The sequence below is a fragment of the Streptomyces sp. ITFR-6 genome (genome assembly GCF_031844725.1).
Taxonomy (GTDB): Bacteria; Actinomycetota; Actinomycetes; order Streptomycetales; family Streptomycetaceae; genus Streptomyces.
Map to the genome: position 1 here is coordinate 5152307 of NZ_CP134612.1, position 21065 is coordinate 5173371.

Below are 21065 nucleotides of genomic sequence, written 5' to 3' on the forward strand. Positions count from 1 at the left end.
GATGGTGACCTTCGCACAGGCGCAGGAGCGCGCGGACGAGTGGGTCAACGGCGACGTTCCGGCGTATCAGCACCGCGAGGTGCGGGTGCGTGAGTTCGAGCTGGGTTTCGTGGTGTGGGCCGAGGACCGGGCGAACGGTCCGGTCTCCGACGGCGGCCGGCAGCGGCTGGTGATCGCCCGGGACAGCGGTGAGGCGACGTTGTGGCCCGGCCTGCCGGTCGGTGAGGTCATCCGGCGGTACGAGGAGGAGTACGGCGCCGCGGCGGTGGCGCAGGCCGCTCCGGAGCCGCCGCAGCGCATCGATCTGAATCAGACGTCGTTCCTGTTGAGCCCGCCGGAGTGGCTCCAGGAGGCGGCGGACAAGCTCGGTATCCCGGACCGGCGGGCGGAGGGTGCGGGGGATCAGGTGCCGCCGCAGGCGTCGCCCCCGGCCGTCCCCGCCACGCCCGCTGTTCCCGCCGCGCCCGCTCCGATCCCCTCTCCCGCGTCTCCTCCCGAGTCCCCTTATTCGTCCGGTCCCGCTGCCCCCGCTGCTCCGTCGGACGGGCGGGGCGCGTACGAGCCCACCGCGTACGAGGGGGTTCAGGCATCCTCGCCGCAGCCGCCGGTGGGGGCCACGCCGTGGGCGGGAACCGATACCAACGCGGGCTCCGACGAGGGGGAGGTGGGGCTGCCGGCCACGGTGTTCGCTCCGCCGCTCTCGGGTGCGGACGACGATGAGGAGCCGCCCAGGGTGGTGTCGGCCGAGGCGCCGACCGCGCTGATGTCCGGGGGCAGCCAGTTGCCCCGGACGGCGGTCGTGCCCGGCCTCGACTCACAGAGCCCCGGACCCCAGGGACCGGGGGCGCCAGGGGCTCCTGGTGTTCCTGGTGCGCCCGGTGCCGCGGACATCTCGCAGGAGGCCACCAGCAAGGCGGCCGTTTCGCCGCGTGGTGCGCGTCCGACTACTCCGCCGCCGCCCGGCGCCCCCGGTGTTCCGGGCGCGCTGCCGGGTGCGCCGGTGCCGCCGCCCTCCGGGCCGGGTGCGCCCGGTGCCCCGGCGGGCGGGTACATGCCGACGCAGCTCGCCCCGCAGCAGGGCCCGCCCGGCGCTCCGCAGCCGCCCGGCCCTCCTGGTCCGCCCGGCCCGCCCGCTCCTCCTGGTGCGACGCCGCCGCCCGGCAGCGACGTGCATCACGCGGCGACGATGTTCGCGACCCCCGCCCAGGTGGGCCCGCCCGGTGCGCCACAGCCTCCCGGCCCGCCCGGTCCGCCCGGCCGGCCCGGTGTCCCCGGCCCGCCGCAGCCGCCCGGTCCGCCCGGCCGGCCCGGTGTCCCCGGCCCGCCGCAGCCGCCCGGTCCGCCCGGCCGGCCCGGTGTCCCCGGCCCGCCGCAGCCGCCCGGTCCGCCCGGTCCGCCCGGTCCGCCCGGTCCGCCCGGTCCGCACGGTCAGCCGGGCCCTCCCGCTCCGCCCGGTCCTCCTGGTCCGCCCGCTCGTCCTGGTGCGACGCCGCCGCCCGGCAGCGACGTGCATCACGCGGCGACGATGTTCGCGACCCCCGCCCAGGTGGGCCCGCCCGGTGCTCCGCAGCCGCCCGGTCCGCCCGGTGGATCGATGGGGGGTGCCCCCGGACAGCTGCCGCCACCCGGTCACACCCCGCCGCCGGCGGCGTACGGGTATCCGCAGGCGCCCCTCGGTCAGCCGACCGTCGGCCCCGGCTACCAGGCCGTGCTGCGCTACCGGGGCCCCGACGGCAGTGAGCAGCAGCTGATCCGGCGTTCGGCGCCGGGCACCCCGCACCCCGAGTGGCAGATGCTGCACGAGCTGCGGGCCATGAACGTACCGCCGCAGCAGGTCATCGAGCTGCACACGGAGCTGGAGTCCTGCGAGCTGCCGGGTGGTTACTGTGCCCGGATGATCCGGGAGACCTGGCCGCAGGTGCGGATCACCAGCGTGGCCCCGTACGGCACCGATCACGCGAGCCGGCAGCAGGGCATGCAGCATCTGCTCACCCATCAGGGCGAGTTGCACCAGGTGGCGGACGGTCCGGCGCGTCCGGCGCCGGTGCGGGCGCCGTTGCCGCAGCTGCCGCCCGCGATGCCGGTGCCGCCGGAGGCGGTCGCGGAGGAGCTGCTCCAGACGTTCGGTCCGCAGGGTGTGCTGCGCTTCGATCAGCGTGCGGTGTCCCGGCAGGGCGTGCCGGAGATCGTGGCGCGGACGCTGGTCTGGGCCGGGCTGCCCGCCGACTTCGGGCCGTTCTTCTGGGCGCAGCCGGGTCAGCCCGTGGTGCCGACGCTGGCCGAGCTGGCGGCGCAGCGTCAGGTGCAGCCCGCGCCCGACGCGGGGTCCTACCTCGTGATGGGTTCGGACTTCGGCCGGGCGATCTGTGTGCAGTACGGGACGGCGAACATCGTGGCCGTGCCGGTGGAGGCGGGGCCCGGCGGGCAGTCGGTGGCGCCGCAGTTCGTGAACACCGGGCTGCCGGAGTTCACCCGCTCGCTGGCCCTGCTGGGCCGGATGTGGCGGCTGCGGTTCGGGCTCAATCCGGAGCAGGCCGGCCGTTGGACGGTCGACTTCCAGGCACAGCTGGTCGCGCTGGACCCGGCGGCGCTGGCGTCGCCGGAGAGCTGGTGGTCGGTGCTGCTGGAGCAGATGTGGGACGGCTTGATCTGATCGTCGAACATCCGTAGCACGTCAGCGGGCGTGGTGCCCCTTCCTGGCAGAATCCCTGCTGGGAACGGGGCACCACGCCTTTGCTGTCTGTGATGCCGGTCGCTTCCGTCCGGAAAGCATCGAAAGGATTCCGACTTCTCAGCCAATTGCCGCATCCTTGACGTATTGCTCGATGGTCGGGCCCGGAGAGTCGGAAAGAGGCGTCAAGGATGAGTTCTGCACCGGTGTCCGCGCACGGCTTCGTCGGCGTGCGCGGACGTGGCTACCGTCCGGAGCAGGTGGACCGCATGGTGGCGGGGCTGTCCGTCGAGCGGGACGAGGCTCAGGAACGGGTGGCGCGGCTGACGGCGCAGGTGGAGACGCTGATCGAGGAGTCGGCCCGGCTGGACGAGGCCGTCGCCGCGCTGGCACCGCAGGACTACGCGTCGCTGGGGGAGCGGGCGCAGCAGATCCTGGCACTGGCCGAGGGCCAGGCGGAGGCGTTGCGGGCGGCCGCGCTGGAGGAGTCGCAGTCCGTGCGGGACGCGGCGGACGCGGCGGCTCGGGCGGTGCGCGAATCGGCCCGTGCGGACGCGGAGGCGTTGCGGGCGGCCGCGACGGACCGGGCGGAGCAGCTGGTGACGTCGGCAGAGGCCGAGGCCGGGGAGGCGCTGACGGCGGCCCGGCAGGAGGCGACGGCGGTGCGCGAGGAGGCGGACGCCGCGATGGAGGCGACCCGCAGCCGGACGGCGAGTGTGCTGGCGCATCAGGAGCAGGAGCACGCCGAGCGCTGGAAGGCGGCCGGGCAGGAGATCGCGGACGCCGAGGCGGCGCAGTCGGCGGAGCACACCGAGCTGACCGGACGGGCGGATGCGCTGCTGGCCGAGGCGCGCCGGGCGCTGGCCGAGGCGGAGGAGGCCGCGCGGCACGGGCAGGAGGACGCGGAGGCGCGGGGTGCGGAGCTGATCGCGGCCGCCCGGGTGCGCGAGGAGCGAGTGGTGCGGGAGACGGAGCGGGTGCTGCGGGAGCACGAGGAGGGGCGCGAGGACGTGCAGGCGCACATGGCGCATGTGCGTAACTCGCTGGCGGCGCTCACCGGGCGGGTGACCCCGGCGGGGGATTGAGACTTCCGGTGAGGAGGGAAGGCCGGGGTCAGGGGCGCGGCCAGGGCTGCTTGGAGAGCTGCTCGATGCCGCTGTTGAAGCGTTTGAGGTAGCCGGCGAACGCGGCGATGTCGTCGTCCGGCCAGTCGTGCATGACCTGGTCCAGGGCGCGTACGACGCGTTCGCGCTCCTGGTCGAGGAGGTCGGCGCCCTTCTCCGTGATGCGGAATTTGCGGGCCATGCCGCCGCCCGGGTCCGCGATGCGTTCGGCCAGCCCGGCGCGGGTCGCTGCCGCGGTCTGGCGGTTGAGGGTGGAGGCGTCGAGGCCGAACGCCTCGCTCAGTTCGCCGTTGGACATGGGGCCCTGGATTTGGATGCGGCTCAGCAGGATGTAGGCGCTGCGGTCCATGAGGGCGTATTTGTGCCGTCCGCCCCTCTGATGGGCGAGGTCGTGCCGCCCGAGCAGCATCTGCTCGTACTCCACTTGGTCCGTGGGCCTGGCCATGTCTCTGCGGCCTCCTGCTCTCCGATGGGCTCGGGATCATGCTCTCACGCGGCGTGCGTCTGACACGTGGTGTGTATGACACATTAGACGTGTGCGATGCACATCGCTATATCGGGCGGGCTGCCCGGCGAACTGTCCAGCGGGCCGTCCTGCGAACGGTCCGGCCGACGTCCGGGCGGACCGGACGACGACCCTTTTAGGAGTTCCTCCTCATGGATGCCCCCAGCCGACAGCCGGAACGGGCGGTGTGGTCGCGACGCTCGCGTTCGCCGGAACCGTGGCGGCCGTCATGCAGACCCTGGTCACGCCGCTCATCGCGGAGCTGCCGCAGCTCCTCAACACGTCCAGCTCCAACGCCACTTGGGTGATCACGGTCACCCTGCTGGTCTAGGCGGTGTGCGTGCCGGTCTCCGGGCGGCTGGGCGACCTGCTGGGCAAGCGCCGGATGCTGCTGGTGTGCTCGGTGCCGTTGTTCATCGGTTCCGTGGTGTGCGCCCTCGCGTCCTCCGTCGTCCCGATGATCATCGGACGCGGTCTGCAGGGCATGGGCATGGGCATGGGCATGGTGCCGCTCGGTATCGCCCTGCTGCGTGACGTGGTGCCGAAGGAGAAGCTGAGCTCCTCCATCGCCCTGGTGAGCGCCTCCCTCGGCATCGGCGGCGCCCTCGGCCTGCCGATCGCCTCCGCGGTCGCCCAGTACGCGAACTGGCGGGTGCTGTTCTGGGGCTCCGCGGCCCTCGCCCTCCCCATCTCCGCACTGATCTGGTTCCTGATCCCGGACGTCCCGGCCGGCGCCAAGGGGCAGCGGTTCGACGTGCCCGGCGCCCTCGGTCTCGCCCTCGGCCTGGTCTGCCTGCTCCTCGCCGTCTCCAAGGGCGCCGAGTGGGGCTGGACCTCCACGACGACGGTCGGCCTGTTCGTCGCCTCCGTCGTGGTGCTGCTGGCCTGGGGATTCTGGGAACTGCGCACCAGGGACCCGCTGGTGGACCTGCGCACCACGGCCCGCCCCCGGGTGCTCATCACCAACATCGCCTCGCTCTTCGTCGGCTTCGGCATGTACGCGGGCATGCTGATCGCGCCGCAGCTGCTGCAGTTCCCCGAGGCCACCGGCTACGGACTGGGCCAGTCGATGCTCGCGGCGGGCCTGTGGATGGCCCCCGGCGGCATCATGATGATGATCGTCTCCCCGCTGGGCGGGAAGCTCACCGACGCCCGCGGGCCCAAGTTCACCCTGATCAGCGGGGTGCTGGTGATCGCGGCTGCCTACGGCCTCGGCATCCTGCTGATGGGCTCCGCCTGGGGCCTGATGCTGTTCCTGATGGTCAGCAGCAGCGGTGTCGGCCTCGCCTACGGCGCGATGCCCGCCCTGATCATGAGCGCGGTCCCGGCGTCCGAGACCGCCGCCGCCAACGGGTTCAACACCCTCATGCGCGCGCTCGGCACCTCGATCGGCGCCGCCGTGATCGGCGCGGTCCTCTCGCAGATGACGACGGAGACGGGCGGCTTCAGCCTCACCTCGGAGGCCGGGTTCCGAACGGGCCTGGTGTTCGGCTGCGCTGTCGCCGTCATCGCGGCGGTGATCTCGACGTTCATCCCGGCCGTCCGCGCTTCGGCCACCGGCGGGAAGACCGACGCGGCCGCCTCGCCGGAGGTGGCCCCGGCCAGGGGCTGACCACGCCCCCCGCTCACCCCTCGCCCAGCGCTGCCGCCTGCCTCTGGAGGGCCCGGACCAGAGCCGTGACCTGGAGGCGGGTGCGGCGGTGGCCGAGCGTGGCCACGCCGATGTGCGCGCCGGAGCCGGTGGCTGGGCCGGGACGGCGCGAGTACTCACCCGCGGTGCGCGGCGGCGAGCCCGAGCTCCGGTTGAGTGCGGAACTGGGCCTCGCCTTCCTGCCCTGGAGCCCGCTGGGCGGCATCACCCGAAGCTCGCTGGACGGCCCGGCGGGCCCGACCTCCGCGGGCACCGCCTTCCACGACATCGCCGCCGATCACCGGGTCAGCCCCCAACAGGTCGCCCTGGCATGGCTGTTGGCCCGCTCCCCGGCGGTGATCCCGGTGCCCGGAGCCAGCCGTCCGGCATCGGTCCAGGACTCGGCGCTGGCCGCCGGGCTCAAGCTGAGCGAGGCGGAGCTGACGCGACTGGAGGGCGCCCGCTAGCGCGACTGCCCCGAAGGGCCCCAAGGGTGTGCACCCTTGGGACCAGTCCCTGACAGGCCCTAGGGGTAGCTCCTTACTTCCGCCCAGGGATCGTTCCTCCCGGCGGAGGACGTGGTCGGTGCCGTCCTCTCCGTAGCGTGTTTCACACACCGCGATTGCGGCAGACCGCAGGGAGCAGGGTGGGGAAAACCCCACCCGAAGACTGCGCTGGGCACCAGCGCGCCGGACCCCCTCGGGCCGACAGGCTTCAGAGCAGACAGCGACCACCCGGCGCAGACGACGACCGCCAGGAGCTGACCGACATAGGAGATAAACCGTGACAACGGCTGTGACCATTCCCAGGCACGAGGGCACTGGAGGGCGTACGGCCGTTGCTGCGCGGGCGCGGCAGGTCGTCAAGGCGTACGGGGTCGGAGAGACCCGGGTCGTCGCCCTCGACCATGTCGATGTGGACATCGCACGCGGCCAGTTCACCGCGATCATGGGCCCGTCCGGATCCGGCAAGTCGACGCTGATGCACTGCCTGGCCGGACTCGACACCGTCACCTCCGGGCAGATCCACCTAGCCGAGACCGAGATCATCGGCCTCAAGGACAAGAAGCTGACCCAGCTCCGGCGCGACCGGATCGGGTTCATCTTCCAGGCGTTCAACCTGCTGCCGACGCTCAACGCGCTGGAGAACATCACGCTCCCGATGGACATCGCCGGCCGCAAGCCGGACGCCGCCTGGCTGCGGCAGGTCGTGGAGACCGTGGGCCTCTCGGAGCGGCTGAAGCACCGGCCGGCCGAGCTCTCCGGCGGCCAGCAGCAGCGGGTCGCGGTGGCGCGGGCGCTCGCCGCCCAGCCGGAGATCATCTTCGGTGACGAGCCGACCGCGAACCTGGACTCGCGGGCCGGCGCGGAGGTGCTCGACTTCCTGCGCAAGTCCGTGGACGAGCTGGGCCAGACCATCGTCATGGTCACCCACGACCCGGTCGCCGCCTCCTACGCGGACCGGGTGCTGTACCTCGCGGACGGGCGCATCGTCGACGAGATGCTCCACCCGACCGCCGACCAGGTGCTGGACCGGATGAAGGACTTCGACGCGCGCGGGCGGACCTCATGACCGTCTGGAAGACCTCGATGCGCAACTTCTTCGCGCACAAGGGCCGGATGGCGCTCTCCGCCGTCGCCGTCCTGCTGTCGGTGGCGTTCGTCTGCGGCACGCTCGTCTTCACCGGCACGATGAACACCACGTTCGACAAGCTCTTCGCCGCGACCTCTGCCGACGTCACGGTCAGCCCGAAGGCGGCCAAGGCCGACGACACCCCGGAGAACGGCAAGCCCGAGTCGCTGCCCGCCTCCGTCGTCGCACAGGTCGAGAAGGCCGACGGGGTGAAGAAGGCCGAGGGCGCCGTCTCCAGCTCGGCGGTCACCGTCGTCGACAGCCACAACAAGAACATGGGCTCCGACACCGGGGCCCCCACGATCGCCGGCAACTGGACGCGGAACGACCTGCGTTCCATGGAGATCACCTCCGGCCACGCCCGCGCCGCCCGACCGAGATCATGGTCGACGCCGACACCGCGGACAAGCACCACCTGAAGATCGGTGACGAACTGCGCACCATCGCCGTCACCGGCGACGTCCGCGCGAAGATCAGCGGCATCGCCACCTTCAAGGTCACCAACCCGGGCGCGGCCATCGTCTACCTCGACACCGCCACCGCCCAGCAGAAGCTCCTCGGCAGCCCCGACGCCTTCACCCAGATCTCCGTCACCGCGGAACCGGGCGTCGGCGACGCCCAGTTGAAGAAGAACGTCGCCACCGCCCTGGACGGCTCCGCCGCGTACAAGCTCCAGACCCAGAAGGAGGCCGCGGACGCCGACAGGGACTCCATGGGCTCCTTCCTCGACGTCATGAAGTACGCGATGCTCGGCTTCGCCGGGATCGCCTTCCTCGTCGCCATCTTCCTGATCGTCAACACCTTCTCGATGCTGGTCGCCCAGCGCACCCGCGAGATCGGCCTGATGCGGGCCATCGGCTCCAGCCGCAAGCAGGTCAACCGGTCCGTGCTCCTGGAGGCGGTGCTCCTCGGCATCGTCGGATCGATCCTCGGCGTCGCCGCCGGGGTCGGCCTCGCCGTCGGCCTGATGAAGGTCATGGGCGCGGTGGGCATGGAGCTGTCCACCCAGGACCTCACCATCGCCTGGACGACCCCGGTGACCGGGCTGGCGCTCGGCATCATCGTGACCGTCCTCGCCGCGTACATCCCGGCCCGCCGGGCCGGCAAGGTCTCCCCGATGGCCGCTCTGCGCGACTCCGGCACCCCGGCGGACGCCAAGTCCGGCTGGATCAGGGCCGGCATCGGCCTGGTCCTGACCGGCGCGGGTGCGGCGGCCCTGTGGGCGACCACCCAGGCGGACAAGTCGAGCGACGGCTCGGCCTTCCTCGGCCTGGGCGTGGTCCTCACCCTCATCGGCTTCATCGTGATCGGCCCGCTGCTCGCCGGCGTCGTCGTACGGGCGCTCAGCGTCGTCGTCCTCCGGTTCTTCGGACCGGTCGGCCGGCTGGCGGAGCGCAACGCGCTGCGCAACCCGCGGCGCACCGGAGCCACCGGGGCGGCCCTGATGATCGGCCTCGCTCTGGTGGCCTGCCTCTCGGTGGTCGGCTCCTCCATGGTCGCCTCCGCCACCGACGAGCTGGACAAGTCGGTGGGCGCCGACTTCATCGTGCAGTCGTCCACCGGCCAGCTGATCGTCCCGCAGGCCGCGAAGGCGCTGACGACCGCCGCCGACCCGACGTACCCGCAGGACCTGCGGCGCGAGACCGTCGCGGGCGACCTGCCCGCTGCCTACGGCAAGAACGCCATGTCCGTCGGGGACGAATACGCCACCAAGCACGGCATCAAGGTCGGTGACACGATCACCTTCGCGTTCAAGGCGGGCGAGACGGCCAAGCTCAAGGTCGCCGCGATCACCTCGGACGACACGAGCGTGGACCAGGGCGCGATGTACCTGAACACCTCGACCGCCGAGAAGTACGTCCCCGCCGACAAGATGCCCAAGAACGTGATCATGTTCGCCAAGGCGCAGGACGGCAAGGAGAAGGAGGCCTACGCCGCCCTCAAGAGCTCGCTCGCCGAGTACCCGCAGTACAAGGTGCAGAACCAGGCCGACTTCAAGCAGGACCTGAAGGACCAGATCGGCCAGCTCCTGAACATCGTGTACGGGCTGCTCGCCCTGGCGATCATCGTCGCGGTCCTCGGTGTCGTGAACACCCTGGCCCTGTCGGTCGTCGAGCGGACCCGCGAGATCGGCCTGATGCGCGCCATCGGCCTCTCCCGCCGCCAGCTGCGCCGCATGATCAGGCTGGAATCCGTGGTCATCGCCCTGTTCGGCGCCCTGCTCGGACTCGGCCTCGGGATGGGCTGGGGCACCTCGGCCCAGAAGCTGCTGGCCCTGGAGGGCCTCGGCGTCCTGGAGATCCCGTGGCCGACCATCATCACGGTCTTCGTCGCCTCGGCCTTCGTCGGACTGTTCGCCGCCCTGGTCCCCGCTTTCCGGGCCGGCCGGATGAACGTCCTGAACGCCATCGCCACGGACGGGTGAGACGGCGGTCCACGTAGACTCACGGATCCGGCCCCGGGCGTTCCTCCAAACGCCCGGGGCCGGATCCGTGTGCCCGCGAGCGGGGTACCGGGGCCCGCGCGAGGTGGCCCCGGTGCCTGTTGCGGGAGCGGCTGTCCGACCGGAGTCGTACGCTGGAACCCCGGCCCGTGCTACGTGTCGGGCCCTTCGCGTTGCCCCTGGCAGCAGCCGGCTGCCGGACCCTCACCCTCGTTACCCGGACGGAAGCCCTTCATGAGCCTGCACGGTCTGCTGGATGTCGTCGTACGTGACCCGGCACTGTCCGAAGCGGTGAAGGCCGCCGGGGACAGCCACCGGATGCACATCGACCTGGTGGGACCGCCTGCCGCCAGGCCCTTCGCGGTGGCGGCGCTCGCCAGGGACGCGGGGCGGACCGTGCTCGCCGTCACCGCGACCGGCCGGGAGGCCGAGGACCTAGCGGCGGCGCTGCGCACGCTGCTGCCGCCGGACACGGTCGCGGAGTTCCCGTCCTGGGAGACGCTGCCGCACGAGCGGCTCTCGCCCCGCTCCGACACCGTGGGCCGCCGCCTCGCCGTACTGCGGCGCCTGGCGCACCCCCGGCAGGACGACCCGGAGACCGGGCCGGTCTCCGTCGTCGTCGCCCCGGTGCGGTCCGTGCTCCAGCCGCAGGTCAAGGGGCTCGGCGACCTGGAACCCGTGGCGCTGCGGATCGGCCAGAGCGCCGATCTCGGGGAGACGGTCGAGGCGCTCGCGGCCGCCGCGTACTCCCGGGTGGAGCTGGTCGAGAAGCGCGGCGAGTTCGCGGTGCGCGGCGGCATCCTGGACGTCTTCCCGCCGACCGAGGAACACCCCCTCCGGGTGGAGTTCTGGGGCGACGACGTCGAGGAGATCCGCTACTTCAAGATCGCCGACCAGCGGTCCCTGGAGATCGCGGACCACGGGCTGTGGGCGCCGCCCTGCCGTGAGCTGCTGCTGACGGACCAGGTCCGCGAGCGGGCCGCCGCGCTCGCGGAACGCCACCCCGAGCTGGGCGAACTCCTCAACAAGATCGCTGAGGGCATCGCGGTGGAGGGCATGGAGTCGCTCGCCCCGGTCCTCGTCGACGAGATGGAGCTGCTGATCGACGTGCTGCCCGAGGGCTCGATGGCCGTGGTCTGCGACCCCGAGCGGGTCCGCACCAGGGCCGCGGACCTGGTCGCCACCAGCCAGGAGTTCCTCCAGGCGTCGTGGGCGGCCACCGCGGGCGGCGGCGAGGCCCCGATCGACGTCGGCGCGGCCTCGCTGCGCGGCATCGCGGACGTCCGGGACCGGGCCCGCGAGCTGGAGATGATGTGGTGGTCGATCTCCCCGTTCGCCGCCGACGACGAGGTGGACGAGGACACCCTCAAGCTCCGGATGCACGCCCCCGAGGCGTACCGGGGCGACACCGCCCGCGCGCTCGCGGACACCAAGGGCTGGCTGGCCGACGGCTGGCGCACGGTGTACGTCACCGAGGGCCAGGGCCTCGCCTCCCGTACCGTCGAGGTGCTGGGCGGCGAGGGCATCCCGGCCCGTCTCGACGCGGACCTGGGCGAGATCTCGCCGTCCCTGGTGCACGTCTCCTGCGGCGCCATCGACTACGGCTTCGTCGACCCCGAGCTCAAGCTCGCCGTCCTGACCGAGACGGACCTGACCGGCCAGCGCACCGCCATCAAGGACCTGGGCCGGATGCCGGCCCGCCGCCGCAAGAGCATCGACCCGCTGACGCTGGAGACGGGCGACTACATCGTCCACGAGCAGCACGGCGTGGGCCGCTACATCGAGATGGTGCAGCGCACGGTGCAGGGCGCCACCCGTGAGTACCTCCTCGTCGAGTACGCCCCCGCCAAGCGCGGCCAGCCCGGCGACCGGCTCTACATCCCGACCGACCAGCTGGAGCAGGTCACCAAGTACGTCGGCGGCGAGGCGCCCACCCTGCACCGGCTCGGCGGCGCCGACTGGACCAAGACGAAGGCCCGCGCCAAGAAGGCCGTCAAGGAGATCGCCGGCGACCTGATCAAGCTCTACGCCGCCCGGATGGCGGCCCCCGGCCATGTCTTCGGACCGGACACTCCCTGGCAGCGCGAACTGGAGGACGCCTTCCCGCACGCGGAGACGCCCGACCAGCTCTCCACCATCGCCGAGGTCAAGGAGGACATGGAGAAGTCCGTGCCCATGGACCGGCTGATCTGCGGTGACGTCGGCTACGGCAAGACGGAGATCGCGGTGCGCGCGGCCTTCAAGGCGGTCCAGGACGGCAAGCAGGTCGCCGTCCTCGTCCCCACGACCCTCCTGGTCCAGCAGCACTACGGCACGTTCACCGAGCGGTACTCCCAGTTCCCCGTCAACGTACGGGCGCTGAGCCGCTTCCAGTCCGAGTCGCAGTCCAAGGCGACGCTCGAAGGGCTGCGCGAGGGCTCCGTCGACCTGGTCATCGGCACCCACCGGCTCTTCTCCTCCGAGACGAAGTTCAAGGACCTGGGCCTGGTCATCGTCGACGAGGAACAGCGCTTCGGTGTCGAGCACAAGGAGCAGCTGAAGAAGCTCCGCGCCAACGTGGACGTGCTGACCATGTCCGCGACGCCCATCCCCCGTACGCTCGAAATGGCGGTCACCGGCATCCGCGAGATGTCGACGATCACCACCCCGCCGGAGGAGCGCCACCCCGTCCTCACCTTCGTCGGCCCGTACGAGGAGAAGCAGATCGGCGCGGCCATCCGCCGCGAACTGCTCCGCGAGGGCCAGGCGTTCTACATCCACAACCGCGTCGAGTCGATTGACCGGGCCGCCGCCCGGCTGCGCGAGATCGTCCCGGAGGCCCGGATCGCGACGGCCCACGGCCAGATGTCCGAACAGGCCCTGGAGCAGGTGGTGGTGGACTTCTGGGAGAAGAAGTTCGACGTCCTGGTCTCCACCACGATCGTCGAGTCCGGCATCGACATCTCCAACGCCAACACCCTGATCGTGGAGCGCGGCGACAACTTCGGCCTCTCCCAGCTCCACCAGCTGCGCGGCCGCGTCGGCCGTGGCCGCGACCGGGGCTACGCCTACTTCCTCTACCCGCCGGAGAAGCCGCTGACCGAGACGGCCCACGAGCGCCTGGCCACGATCGCCCAGCACACCGAGATGGGCGCGGGCATGTACGTGGCCATGAAGGACCTGGAGATCCGGGGCGCCGGCAACCTGCTGGGCGGCGAGCAGTCCGGTCACATCGCGGGCGTCGGCTTCGACCTGTACATCCGCATGGTCGGTGAGGCGGTCGCCGGCTACCGGTCCGCGCTGGAGGGCGGCGCGGAGGAGGAGGAAGCGCCGCCGGAGGTCAAGATCGAGCTTCCGGTCGACGCGCACATCCCGCACGACTACGCTCCCGGCGAGCGGCTCCGCCTCCAGGCCTACCGCTCGATCGCCTCGGCCACCTCGGAGGACGACATCCGGGCGGTCCGCGAGGAGCTGACCGACCGCTACGGCAAGCTCCCGGAGCCGGTCGAGAACCTCCTCCTGGTGGCGGGCCTGCGCATGCTGGCCCGCGCCTGCGGCGTCAGCGACATCGTGCTCCAGGGGCAGAACATCCGCTTCGCCCCGGTGGAGCTGCGCGAATCGCAGGAGCTGCGCCTGAAGCGCCTCCACCCCAAGACGATCATCAAGCCGGCCCTCCACCAGATCCTGGTCCCGCGCCCGACGGCCGGCCGGATCGGCGGCAAGCCGGTGGTGGGGCGCGAACTCCTGGCGTGGACGGGGGAGTTCCTGACGACAATTCTGGGGTCCTGAGGGGGTCCGGCGCGGGGCCGCCCGGCAGAGGCCATGAACGTGAGAGTGGACTCTCACAATATGTGAGAGGATGCTCTCACGTCATGGACTTCACCAACTCCCTGGGCGATGTCGAGATCACCGACCCGCAGACGATGCGCGCCCTGGCGCACCCCGTGCGCCTCGCGATCCTCGAACGGCTGGGCCGGGACGGTCCGGCGACCGCCACCGAGCTGGCGCCGGACGTCGGGGCGACCCCTTCGGTGACCAGCTGGCACCTGCGGCACCTCGCGACGTTCGGCCTGGTACGGGACAGCGCGCCCGGCCCCGACCGCCGCAGCCGGCGCTGGGAGGCGGTGGCGCGCGGATTCCGGTTCGAGGAGTCGCAGGACCCGGCGGACGACGAGGGCCGCTCGACCGCCCGGGAGCTCTCACGGCAGATGTTCCTGCGCTACGCGGACGCCCCGGTCCGCTGGTCGGCCGAGGTCGAGCCCGGACTCGATCCCGCGTGGCGCAGGTCCGCAGGGCTCGCCAACACCCGGATCAGGGTCTCCGCGGAGGAACTCGCCGCCATCCAGGACGGGATCGAGCGCGTCCTCGCGCCCTACGTCACCCGCGACCCGGCCGACCGCCCGGACGGCAGCCGTGACGTCGTGCTGATGCGCTACGCCCTGCCGGAGGGCGAAGGGGAACCGGCGCAGACCCCGGCGGAGCGGACGCCGTGAACGGCACGGACGGGGCGTCGGGCGCGGACGGGAGCCCCGCCATATCGCGGTCGGTGCCGCTGCCGGTGTCGCTGTGGCGGGACAGGCGGTTCACCCGGTTCTGGGCGGGCAACTCCGTCTCGCAGTTCGGTGACCGGATCACCGAACTGGCCCTGCCCCTGATCGCCGTCGGCGCGCTGAACGCCTCGGCCAACCAGGTGGCCTGGCTGACCGCACTCATCTGGACCCCCAACCTGCTCGCGATCCTTCTGGGCGCCTGGGTCGACCAACAGCCCCGCAAACGCCGCCTGATGATTCTCGCGGACCTCCTGCGCGCGGGAGTCCTGCTGAGTCTGCCGGCCGCCTACGCGCTCGGCGCGGTGACGCTCGCGCACCTGTACGCCGTGGCGGTGCTGGCGGGCGCGGCCGGGGTGCTGTTCAACACCTCCTACCCGCCGTTCTTCGTACGTCTCGTCCCGCGCGCCTCCTACGTGGACGCGAACAGCAAGCTCAGCACCAGTCGTTCGGCGTCGTACGTCGCCGGCCCCGCGATCGGCGGCGCTCTGGTCCAGGCGCTCACCGCACCCGTGGCCATCGTGGTGGACGCGCTGACCTTCCTGGCCTCCGCGGTGCTGATCGGCGGGATCCCGGACGACGAACCGCCACCGGCCACCAGGGACAAGGACGCACCCTCCCTGGCACGGCGCGCCGGGGAAGGCCTGGCGTTCGTCGTGCGTCACCCGGTGCTGAGGGCCTCGCTCGGCTGCGCGGCCACCGTCAACTTCTTCACGTTCGTGGCGGGCAGCGGGCTCCTCGTGCTGTTCGCCAGCCGGAGCCTGGGCCTCTCGGCGGGCACGATCGGCCTCGCGCTCGGGGTGGGGGCGACCGGCGCCCTGCTCGGCGCGGTGTGCGCCCCCGCGATCTCACGGCGACTGGGCGTGGGGCGCAGCATCGTCGCGGGCGCGGTCCTCTTCCCGGCGCCGATCGCCATCGCGGCGGCGGCGGACGGCCCCGTCTGGCTCCGCGCGGGCGCGCCGGCCGGGGCGGAGTTCCTCTCCGGATTCGGCGTCATGCTGTTCGACATCGACCTCAACTCCCTCCAGGCCTCGGTGATCCCCGACCGCATGCGCAGCCGCGTCGCGGGGGCGTACAGCACGATCAACTACGGCATCCGCCCCCTCGGCGCCGTCGCGGGCGGCCTGCTCGCCACCCTCGCCGGACGACGCCGCGAGCGCGGTTGGCGAGGCGGAGGGCGAGAGCCGGCCGGTGGCCGGCTGATGCGGCGGTCACGAGGGTGCGGGCTCAGGCGCGGTCGAGGTCTTGAAGATCAGCCGTACGGTCCTGCCGACGACGTGATCGTCGACCCCGAAGTCATCGGCGATTTCGCGTACCAGGTGTAACCCGCGTCCTGAGCACGCGTCGTCGTCGGGTTGCTGAACCACCGGCAGGCCGGGCCCGCTGTCGCGGACCTCCAGGCGCACCAGTTCCTCGCTCCGATGGATTCCGACACTGAATTCGCGGCCGGGCGGCACCCCGTGCAGCAACGCATTGGTGGCGAGCTCTGACACGCACAGCTCTATGTCCTCGACCAAGGGGCGGAGCTCCCACTTGAGGAGGGTGCTGGTGACGAAGTCGCGTGAGGCACCAACAGAGGTGCGCCTGCGGGGAAAGCGTCGTTGCTGAGACAGGGACACGGTGGTTCACCGCCTTGCTCGCGGAACGCAGTGTGGTGGTGACTGTATTGCTATTCGCGAAAAGCGGCAAGATGAAATCGCTGAGGGCGCCGCCTGGGTCGCCTACCGTGTGATGCGGCAGGCTGGTGCGGGTCTTGATGTTGGCTGCGGAGGAGAACGGCATGGGCGGCAGTGAATGGATCAGTACTTCGGTGCCTTATCTCGCCGCGCCTTCCGGAGCTCCGGTTGACGCGTGGGCTGCGGAAGCCGCCGCCGAGGGGCGTCGGGGTAGTCAGCGCATCGTTCAGGCGGGCGAGGTGGAGGCGCCGGAAGCGGTCGCGGAGCTGCTGGGGCTGTCCGCCGGGCAGCGCGTCGTCGCTCGGCGCAGGATCATGTTTCTCGACGGTGAACCGTGCGAGTTGACGGATACGTACTACCCCGTGGACATCGCGGGCGGTACCGGTCTGGCCGGTACCGCCAAGATCCCGGGCGGAGCGGTCAGGCTGCTCGCGGACCTGGGACATGTGGGCGTCCGGGTGCGCGAGGACGTGACCGCGCGGCCGGCGACCGCACATGAGCGGGAGCAATTGCGGCTGGCGACAGAGGAACCTGTGCTGCAACTGACCCGGCTCACGCTGAACGACGGGGACCGGCCCATCCAGGTCGACATCATGGCGATGCCGCCGCGACGCCAGAAGCTGCGGTACGAGATCAGGATCGGATGACTGTGCCCAGACCCGAAGCGGATGCCGTCGACCGCCGCTCGCTGCACGAACGGATCGCGGCCGACCTCAGGGACGAGATCATGAGCGGAGATCTCGCCCCCGGCGCCAGTCTGCCGTCCACCGTGCACCTCAAGGAACGGTTCGGTGCCTCGAACGCGACTGTGCAGAAGGCTCTGCAACTGCTCAAGGAGGAACAGTTGGTGATCGGCAGGGCCGGTGCCGCCGTAACGGTCCGCGAGCATCGCCAGCGAACGGTCCGCCCGGCCTCGTACATGGCACCGGCGGGTTCGGGAGAGCCGTACCGCTGGCTGACCGAGGCCGCCAAGACGGGCTCCCGCGCGCACAGCACGCTGCTTGAGGTGGCCGAGTGCGAACCCCCGGCGGACGTCGCCGAGGCCCTTCGCCTGCCTGACCGTGGCATGGCACTTCTGCGGCGTCAGCTTCTCGTGGTCGATGACGAACCGGTCGAACTCGTGGCGTCGTACTACCCACTGGAGATCGTCGCCGGTACGGCGATGACGGGGCGCCGAAAGATCCCCGGCGGCACACCCACCCTGCTCGCGGAACTGGGCTACCCGCCGCGACTCAGCGTGGACCGGGTCTCGGCGCGGGTACCCACCCATGAGCAGTACCAGGCGCTGCGGCTGCCCGGTGGACTGCCCGTTCTGCGGACGCTGCGCGTCGTCTACAGCGAGGCCGAACGTCCCATTGAGGCGACCGTCATGGTGAAGGCCGGCCATCTGTATGAGTTGCAGTACGAGTTCACGGCGGGGTGAGCGGGGACGGGGAGCGGTGCCACGGCTCTGTCCACCCGAGGCGTACCCCGGCCCCGCCGCCGGCTGGCAGCGGGGCCGGGGCCGGGCCGTCAGAGGCCGTTCAGGTCCAGCGACCCGGCCATCGCGTGGTAGCCCGCGTCGTTCGGGTGGAGGTGGTCGCCCGAGTCGTAGGCGGGGGCGATCCTGGTCCGGTTGGCGGGGTCGGCCGTGGCGTGGTCGAGGTCGGCCACCGCGTCGTACTCGCCGGAGGTGCGGATCCAGTAGTTGACGGCCACGCGCTTGGCCTCGTTGGCGGGGCTGTCGTAGGCCGAGCCGCCGATGGGGGTGAGGATCGCGCCGATCGCCCTGATGCCCTTGGCGTGGGCCTGGCGGATCAGTGAGCGGTGTCCGGCGATGAGCTGGGCGACGGAGACCTCGGGGCTGGGGGTGCCCACCGCGCCCGTGCCGCCGGCGCCGATGTCGTTTATGCCCTCCAGCACGATGACCGTGCCCACGCCGGGTTCACCGAGTACGTCCTTGCGGAAGCGGACCACCGCCTTCTCTCCGGCCCAGTCCGTGTCCTGGGTGACCTGGTTGCCGGAGATCCCCTGGTTGACGACGCTGCGCGGCCTGCCGGTGGCGGCGAAGCGCTCGGCCAGCTCGTCGGGGTAGCGGTTGTCCGCGTCCAGGGTGGACCCGGCGCCGTCGGTGATGGAGTCACCGAAGGCCACCACGCCGTTGCCGCGCGCCGTCCGGCCGCCGCTGACCTCGACGCCGGTCAGGTAGTACGAGGAGTCGCTGGTCTCCGTGAACGCCGTGCCCGCGCGGTTGGAGCGGTGGTCGCCCCGCGCCCGGTAGCTCGTGGACAAGGAGATCAGATGGAAGGTGGCCGGGCCGGTCGGCTCGGCCAGGTACAGCGTGACGGTCAGCGACTCAAGGGCCTCGGTCCTGAACGGCAGGGCGTCACTGGTCAGTTCCGCGCCCGCCGGTACGGTCGCCGAGCGGTGCCCCCCGAAGGACAGCTGCCGGAGCGAACCCGCCCTGACCGAGGACCCGTTGTCCGTACGGCCCACGGTCGCGCCGGTGAGCCGCAGCGGGCTGCCGCCGTAGCGGTTGGACAGTTCTACGCGGGCCCGGGTCCCGCCGGTGCTGACCCGTACCACCTGGCGCACCGTCTGGTCCGCGAAGCCCTGCTGCGACCAGTTCGGCGCGAAGGGCGCGGCCGGTGCCTGCGGCGAGGTCGCCCAGCCGCCCTGCCAGTGGTCGTGGTCCCGCTGTGACGCCGTCGCGGCATGAGCCGGTCCGGTGAGGGCCTGCCCGCCGGCGACCGGCAGGAGCGTCAGTGCGGCGGCGGTCAGCATCGTGACAGCCGTGCGCCGTGTTGCGTGCGTGGTCCTCATGGTTCCCCACCCTGTCGTCTTCCGAAGTCCATGTCGTCGATCACGTGCGCACGACACGGTCAAGCGTCGACAGGCGTCGGGCAGTTCCCGTGGGGCGAGGCTCAGTTGGTTCCGTCCGCCTCGAACGTCAGAGCGGTGAGCGCCCGGAACACCTCCTCCGGATCCCGCTCGCCCACCGCGCCGCCCAGGTTGCCGCTCAGCAGCAGCGTGGCGAAGCCGTGGGCCAGGGACCAGGCGGCCGTGCCCGCGAGCCGGGGGTTCTCGCCGCGGCGGACGGCGGGGAGCTCGCTGACACCGGCCCGCAGTTCCGTCGAAGGGACGCGGAAGGCGGAGACACGTACGAGGAGTTGGGGCGCGCACGGCAGATGTGGCACCTCCTGGAGCCCCTGCACGCTGTTCTCTACTGCGCGCCGGAGGCCTTCTAGGAGGCCGCCGCGCTCGGCGACAGGCCCTAGGGGACGCGAGCGCCGCCCGGGTCACCGGGGTCTTCCACAGCTTCAGCCCGGCCATGGTGGACGAGTACGTGCCCGCCGCCTGGTCCGTCGCGTCGTCCGCCGCCGTCCTCGCGGCCCGCACCGGAGCCGTCGACCGCACGTACCGGACGCTGATGGGAGAGGTGTGCGCCGCCCCGGACACGGCGGAGGCCGTCGCGCTGCTGCGCCGCGTCACGGATGCGGCCGACATGGCGGACCGCCCGCTCGCCGCCGCCAACGCCGCGCTGCCCTGGCCGGACGAACCCCACCTCGCGCTCTGGCGGGCCGCGACCGTCCTGCGCGAGCACCGCGGCGACGGCAATCTCGCGGCGCTCGCCCCGGTCGAGTCGCTGGCCTCCTTCGCGGCCGTCGGCGCGGCGGCCCCGAGGTGTTCGCGAGCCGGGGATGATGGAGCGGGGAGGAGTGGCGGGCGGCCGGTCAGCGGCTGCTCAAGCGGGGGCTGTTGGCGGAGGACGGTACGGCGACGGAGGCGGGCCTGGCGCTGCGAGCCGAGGTCGAGCGGCGCACCGACGAGGCGGCCGCCGCCCCGTGGCGGGAGCTCGCGGGCGAGGAGCGGGAGCGGCTCGTGGAGTTGCTCGGGCCCGTTGTGGGTGGCGGCGATCGGGTCCGGGATGCTGCCGTCCGAGACGACGCTGGGCATCGGAAAGGTGTGATTCGGACCGCATCCGGGGTGAACGGCGGTCATGAACACGTCGTGACGGGGAAGACGTTTGTAGAATGCGCGAGTTGGTTCGGCTATCTCCCCGTCAGGACGGCTTCGAGTGATATCTCCCCGCGCATACCGAGTGATTGTGCCCGCCTTCGGCATGGCCGCCGTGCTGGCTCTGACGGGCTGCGACCCCGAGAAGATCACCTCCGGTGCCGAGTCGCCGGGCACCGGCTCGAACGGCGGCGGCGGGCCGGTCACCGGCTTCGGTGCCAGGCCGCTCGACAACGCCGACGGCACGAAGCCCGGCCTGGCGCCCCTCACCTCGGAGCAGGACCGGGCGGCGGCCAGGAAGGTCATCGAGAAGGTGGCCACCAAGGGGCGTGGCCCCAAGACCGGCTACGAGCGGGACAAGTTCGGGTACGCCTGGAAGGACTCCGTCGACGGCATACCGCTCTCCCACAACGGCTGCGACACCCGCAACGACCTGCTGGTCCGGGACGGCAAGAAGGTCGTGCTCCGGTCGGGTTCGAAGTGCGTGGTCGTCTCGATGACCCTCAAGGACCCGTACACCGGCAAGGCCATCGAGTGGCGCAAGCAGCAGGCCACCAAGGTCCAGATCGACCACGTCATGCCGCTCTCGTACGACTGGCAGATGGGCGCCGCCCACTGGAACGAGGCCAAGCGGCAGCAGATCGCCAACGACCCGCTCAACCTCATCCCGGTGGACGGGCCGGCCAACAACGCGAAGCGCGACTCGGGCCCGGCCTCCTGGCTGCCGCCGTACAAGCCGATCCGCTGCTCGTACGCGCTGCGGTTCGCCCAGGTCTCGCTGAAGTACCGGCTGCCGGTCACCACGGCCGACAAGAAGGTCATGCTGGAGCTGTGCGGCGGCTGACGGTTCCGGCCGGCCGGG

Annotated in this window: 12 protein-coding genes and 5 pseudogenes; 13 read left to right on the forward strand and 4 right to left on the reverse strand. The window is 71.8% G+C overall.

The genetic code is table 11. The features are described 5' to 3' along the window. The first annotated feature begins 1 nt into the window (after position 1). Both RLT59_RS23455 and RLT59_RS23460 read left to right on the forward strand, forming a co-directional pair. Complete coding sequence (locus tag RLT59_RS23455) at positions 2-2653, forward strand: SUKH-4 family immunity protein (RefSeq protein ID WP_311305218.1); 2652 nt, start codon at positions 2-4, stop codon at positions 2651-2653. A 209-nt stretch (positions 2654-2862) separates the two neighbouring features. Next, the gene (locus RLT59_RS23460; protein WP_311305219.1) at positions 2863-3756 is read left to right on the forward strand and encodes a coiled-coil domain-containing protein; all 894 of its coding nucleotides are present in this window, start codon (positions 2863-2865) and stop codon (positions 3754-3756) included. 28 nt (positions 3757-3784) lie between these two features. Here RLT59_RS23460 and RLT59_RS23465 read toward each other — a convergent pair whose 3' ends face one another. After that, entirely contained in the window at positions 3785-4240 is a 456-nt protein-coding gene (locus RLT59_RS23465; protein WP_311305220.1) for a MarR family winged helix-turn-helix transcriptional regulator, read from the reverse strand. A gap of 247 nt (positions 4241-4487) precedes the next feature. On the opposite strand from RLT59_RS23465, the pseudogene RLT59_RS23470 reads away from it, so the two are divergent. From RLT59_RS23470 to RLT59_RS23500, 7 genes and pseudogenes are all read left to right on the forward strand, one after another. Next, positions 4488-5912 (forward strand): annotated as a pseudogene (locus RLT59_RS23470) (MFS transporter). 143 nt (positions 5913-6055) lie between these two features. Beyond that, positions 6056-6397: pseudogene (locus tag RLT59_RS23475) on the forward strand (aldo/keto reductase); the annotation flags it as partial. Positions 6398-6713: 316 nt separating this feature from the next. Next, complete coding sequence (locus RLT59_RS23480; RefSeq protein ID WP_311305221.1) at positions 6714-7502, forward strand: ABC transporter ATP-binding protein; 789 nt, start codon at positions 6714-6716, stop codon at positions 7500-7502. Beyond that, positions 7499-9987 (forward strand): annotated as a pseudogene (locus RLT59_RS23485) (ABC transporter permease). Before RLT59_RS23480 ends, RLT59_RS23485 begins: the two are co-directional and overlap by 4 nt. A gap of 252 nt (positions 9988-10239) precedes the next feature. Beyond that, positions 10240-13773, forward strand: a complete 3534-nt coding sequence (gene mfd, locus RLT59_RS23490) for a transcription-repair coupling factor (protein ID WP_311305222.1) — start codon at positions 10240-10242, stop codon at positions 13771-13773. Positions 13774-13856: 83 nt separating this feature from the next. Further along, positions 13857-14477 carry an ArsR/SmtB family transcription factor gene (locus RLT59_RS23495; RefSeq protein WP_311305223.1) on the forward strand — a complete coding sequence of 207 codons (621 nt, stop codon included), beginning with the start codon at positions 13857-13859 and terminating at the stop codon, positions 14475-14477. 41 nt (positions 14478-14518) lie between these two features. Continuing rightward, complete coding sequence (locus tag RLT59_RS23500) at positions 14519-15856, forward strand: MFS transporter (RefSeq protein ID WP_399126950.1); 1338 nt, start codon at positions 14519-14521, stop codon at positions 15854-15856. Here RLT59_RS23500 and RLT59_RS23505 read toward each other — a convergent pair. Continuing rightward, positions 15743-16150, reverse strand: coding sequence for an ATP-binding protein (locus tag RLT59_RS23505; protein WP_311305225.1), 408 nt, complete (start codon positions 16148-16150; stop codon positions 15743-15745). The two genes, RLT59_RS23500 and RLT59_RS23505, sit on opposite strands and share 114 nt — an antisense overlap. A gap of 161 nt (positions 16151-16311) precedes the next feature. On the opposite strand from RLT59_RS23505, the gene RLT59_RS23510 reads away from it, so the two are divergent. Together RLT59_RS23510 and RLT59_RS23515 are read left to right on the forward strand one after the other, a co-directional pair. Continuing rightward, positions 16312-16854 (forward strand): GntR family transcriptional regulator, encoded by a 543-nt coding sequence (locus tag RLT59_RS23510; protein WP_311305226.1) that lies wholly within the window; start codon positions 16312-16314, stop codon positions 16852-16854. Beyond that, on the forward strand, positions 16851-17630 hold the full coding sequence (locus RLT59_RS23515) for a GntR family transcriptional regulator (protein WP_311305227.1): 780 nt from the start codon (positions 16851-16853) through the stop codon (positions 17628-17630). Before RLT59_RS23510 ends, RLT59_RS23515 begins: the two co-directional genes overlap by 4 nt. 89 nt (positions 17631-17719) lie before the next feature. Here the strand turns inward: RLT59_RS23515 and RLT59_RS23520 are convergent, their stop codons facing one another. After that, positions 17720-19009 (reverse strand): SGNH/GDSL hydrolase family protein, encoded by a 1290-nt coding sequence (locus RLT59_RS23520; RefSeq protein ID WP_311305228.1) that lies wholly within the window; start codon positions 19007-19009, stop codon positions 17720-17722. Positions 19010-19110: 101 nt separating this feature from the next. Next, positions 19111-19323: pseudogene (locus tag RLT59_RS23525) on the reverse strand (TetR-like C-terminal domain-containing protein); the annotation flags it as partial. A gap of 51 nt (positions 19324-19374) precedes the next feature. Here RLT59_RS23525 and RLT59_RS23530 point away from each other — a divergent pair. Together RLT59_RS23530 and RLT59_RS23535 are read left to right on the forward strand one after the other, a co-directional pair. Then, a pseudogene (locus RLT59_RS23530) lies at positions 19375-20156 on the forward strand (hypothetical protein). A 153-nt stretch (positions 20157-20309) separates the two neighbouring features. Next, on the forward strand, positions 20310-21047 hold the full coding sequence (locus tag RLT59_RS23535) for an HNH endonuclease family protein (RefSeq protein ID WP_311307829.1): 738 nt from the start codon (positions 20310-20312) through the stop codon (positions 21045-21047). The last annotated feature ends 18 nt before the right edge of the window (positions 21048-21065 follow it).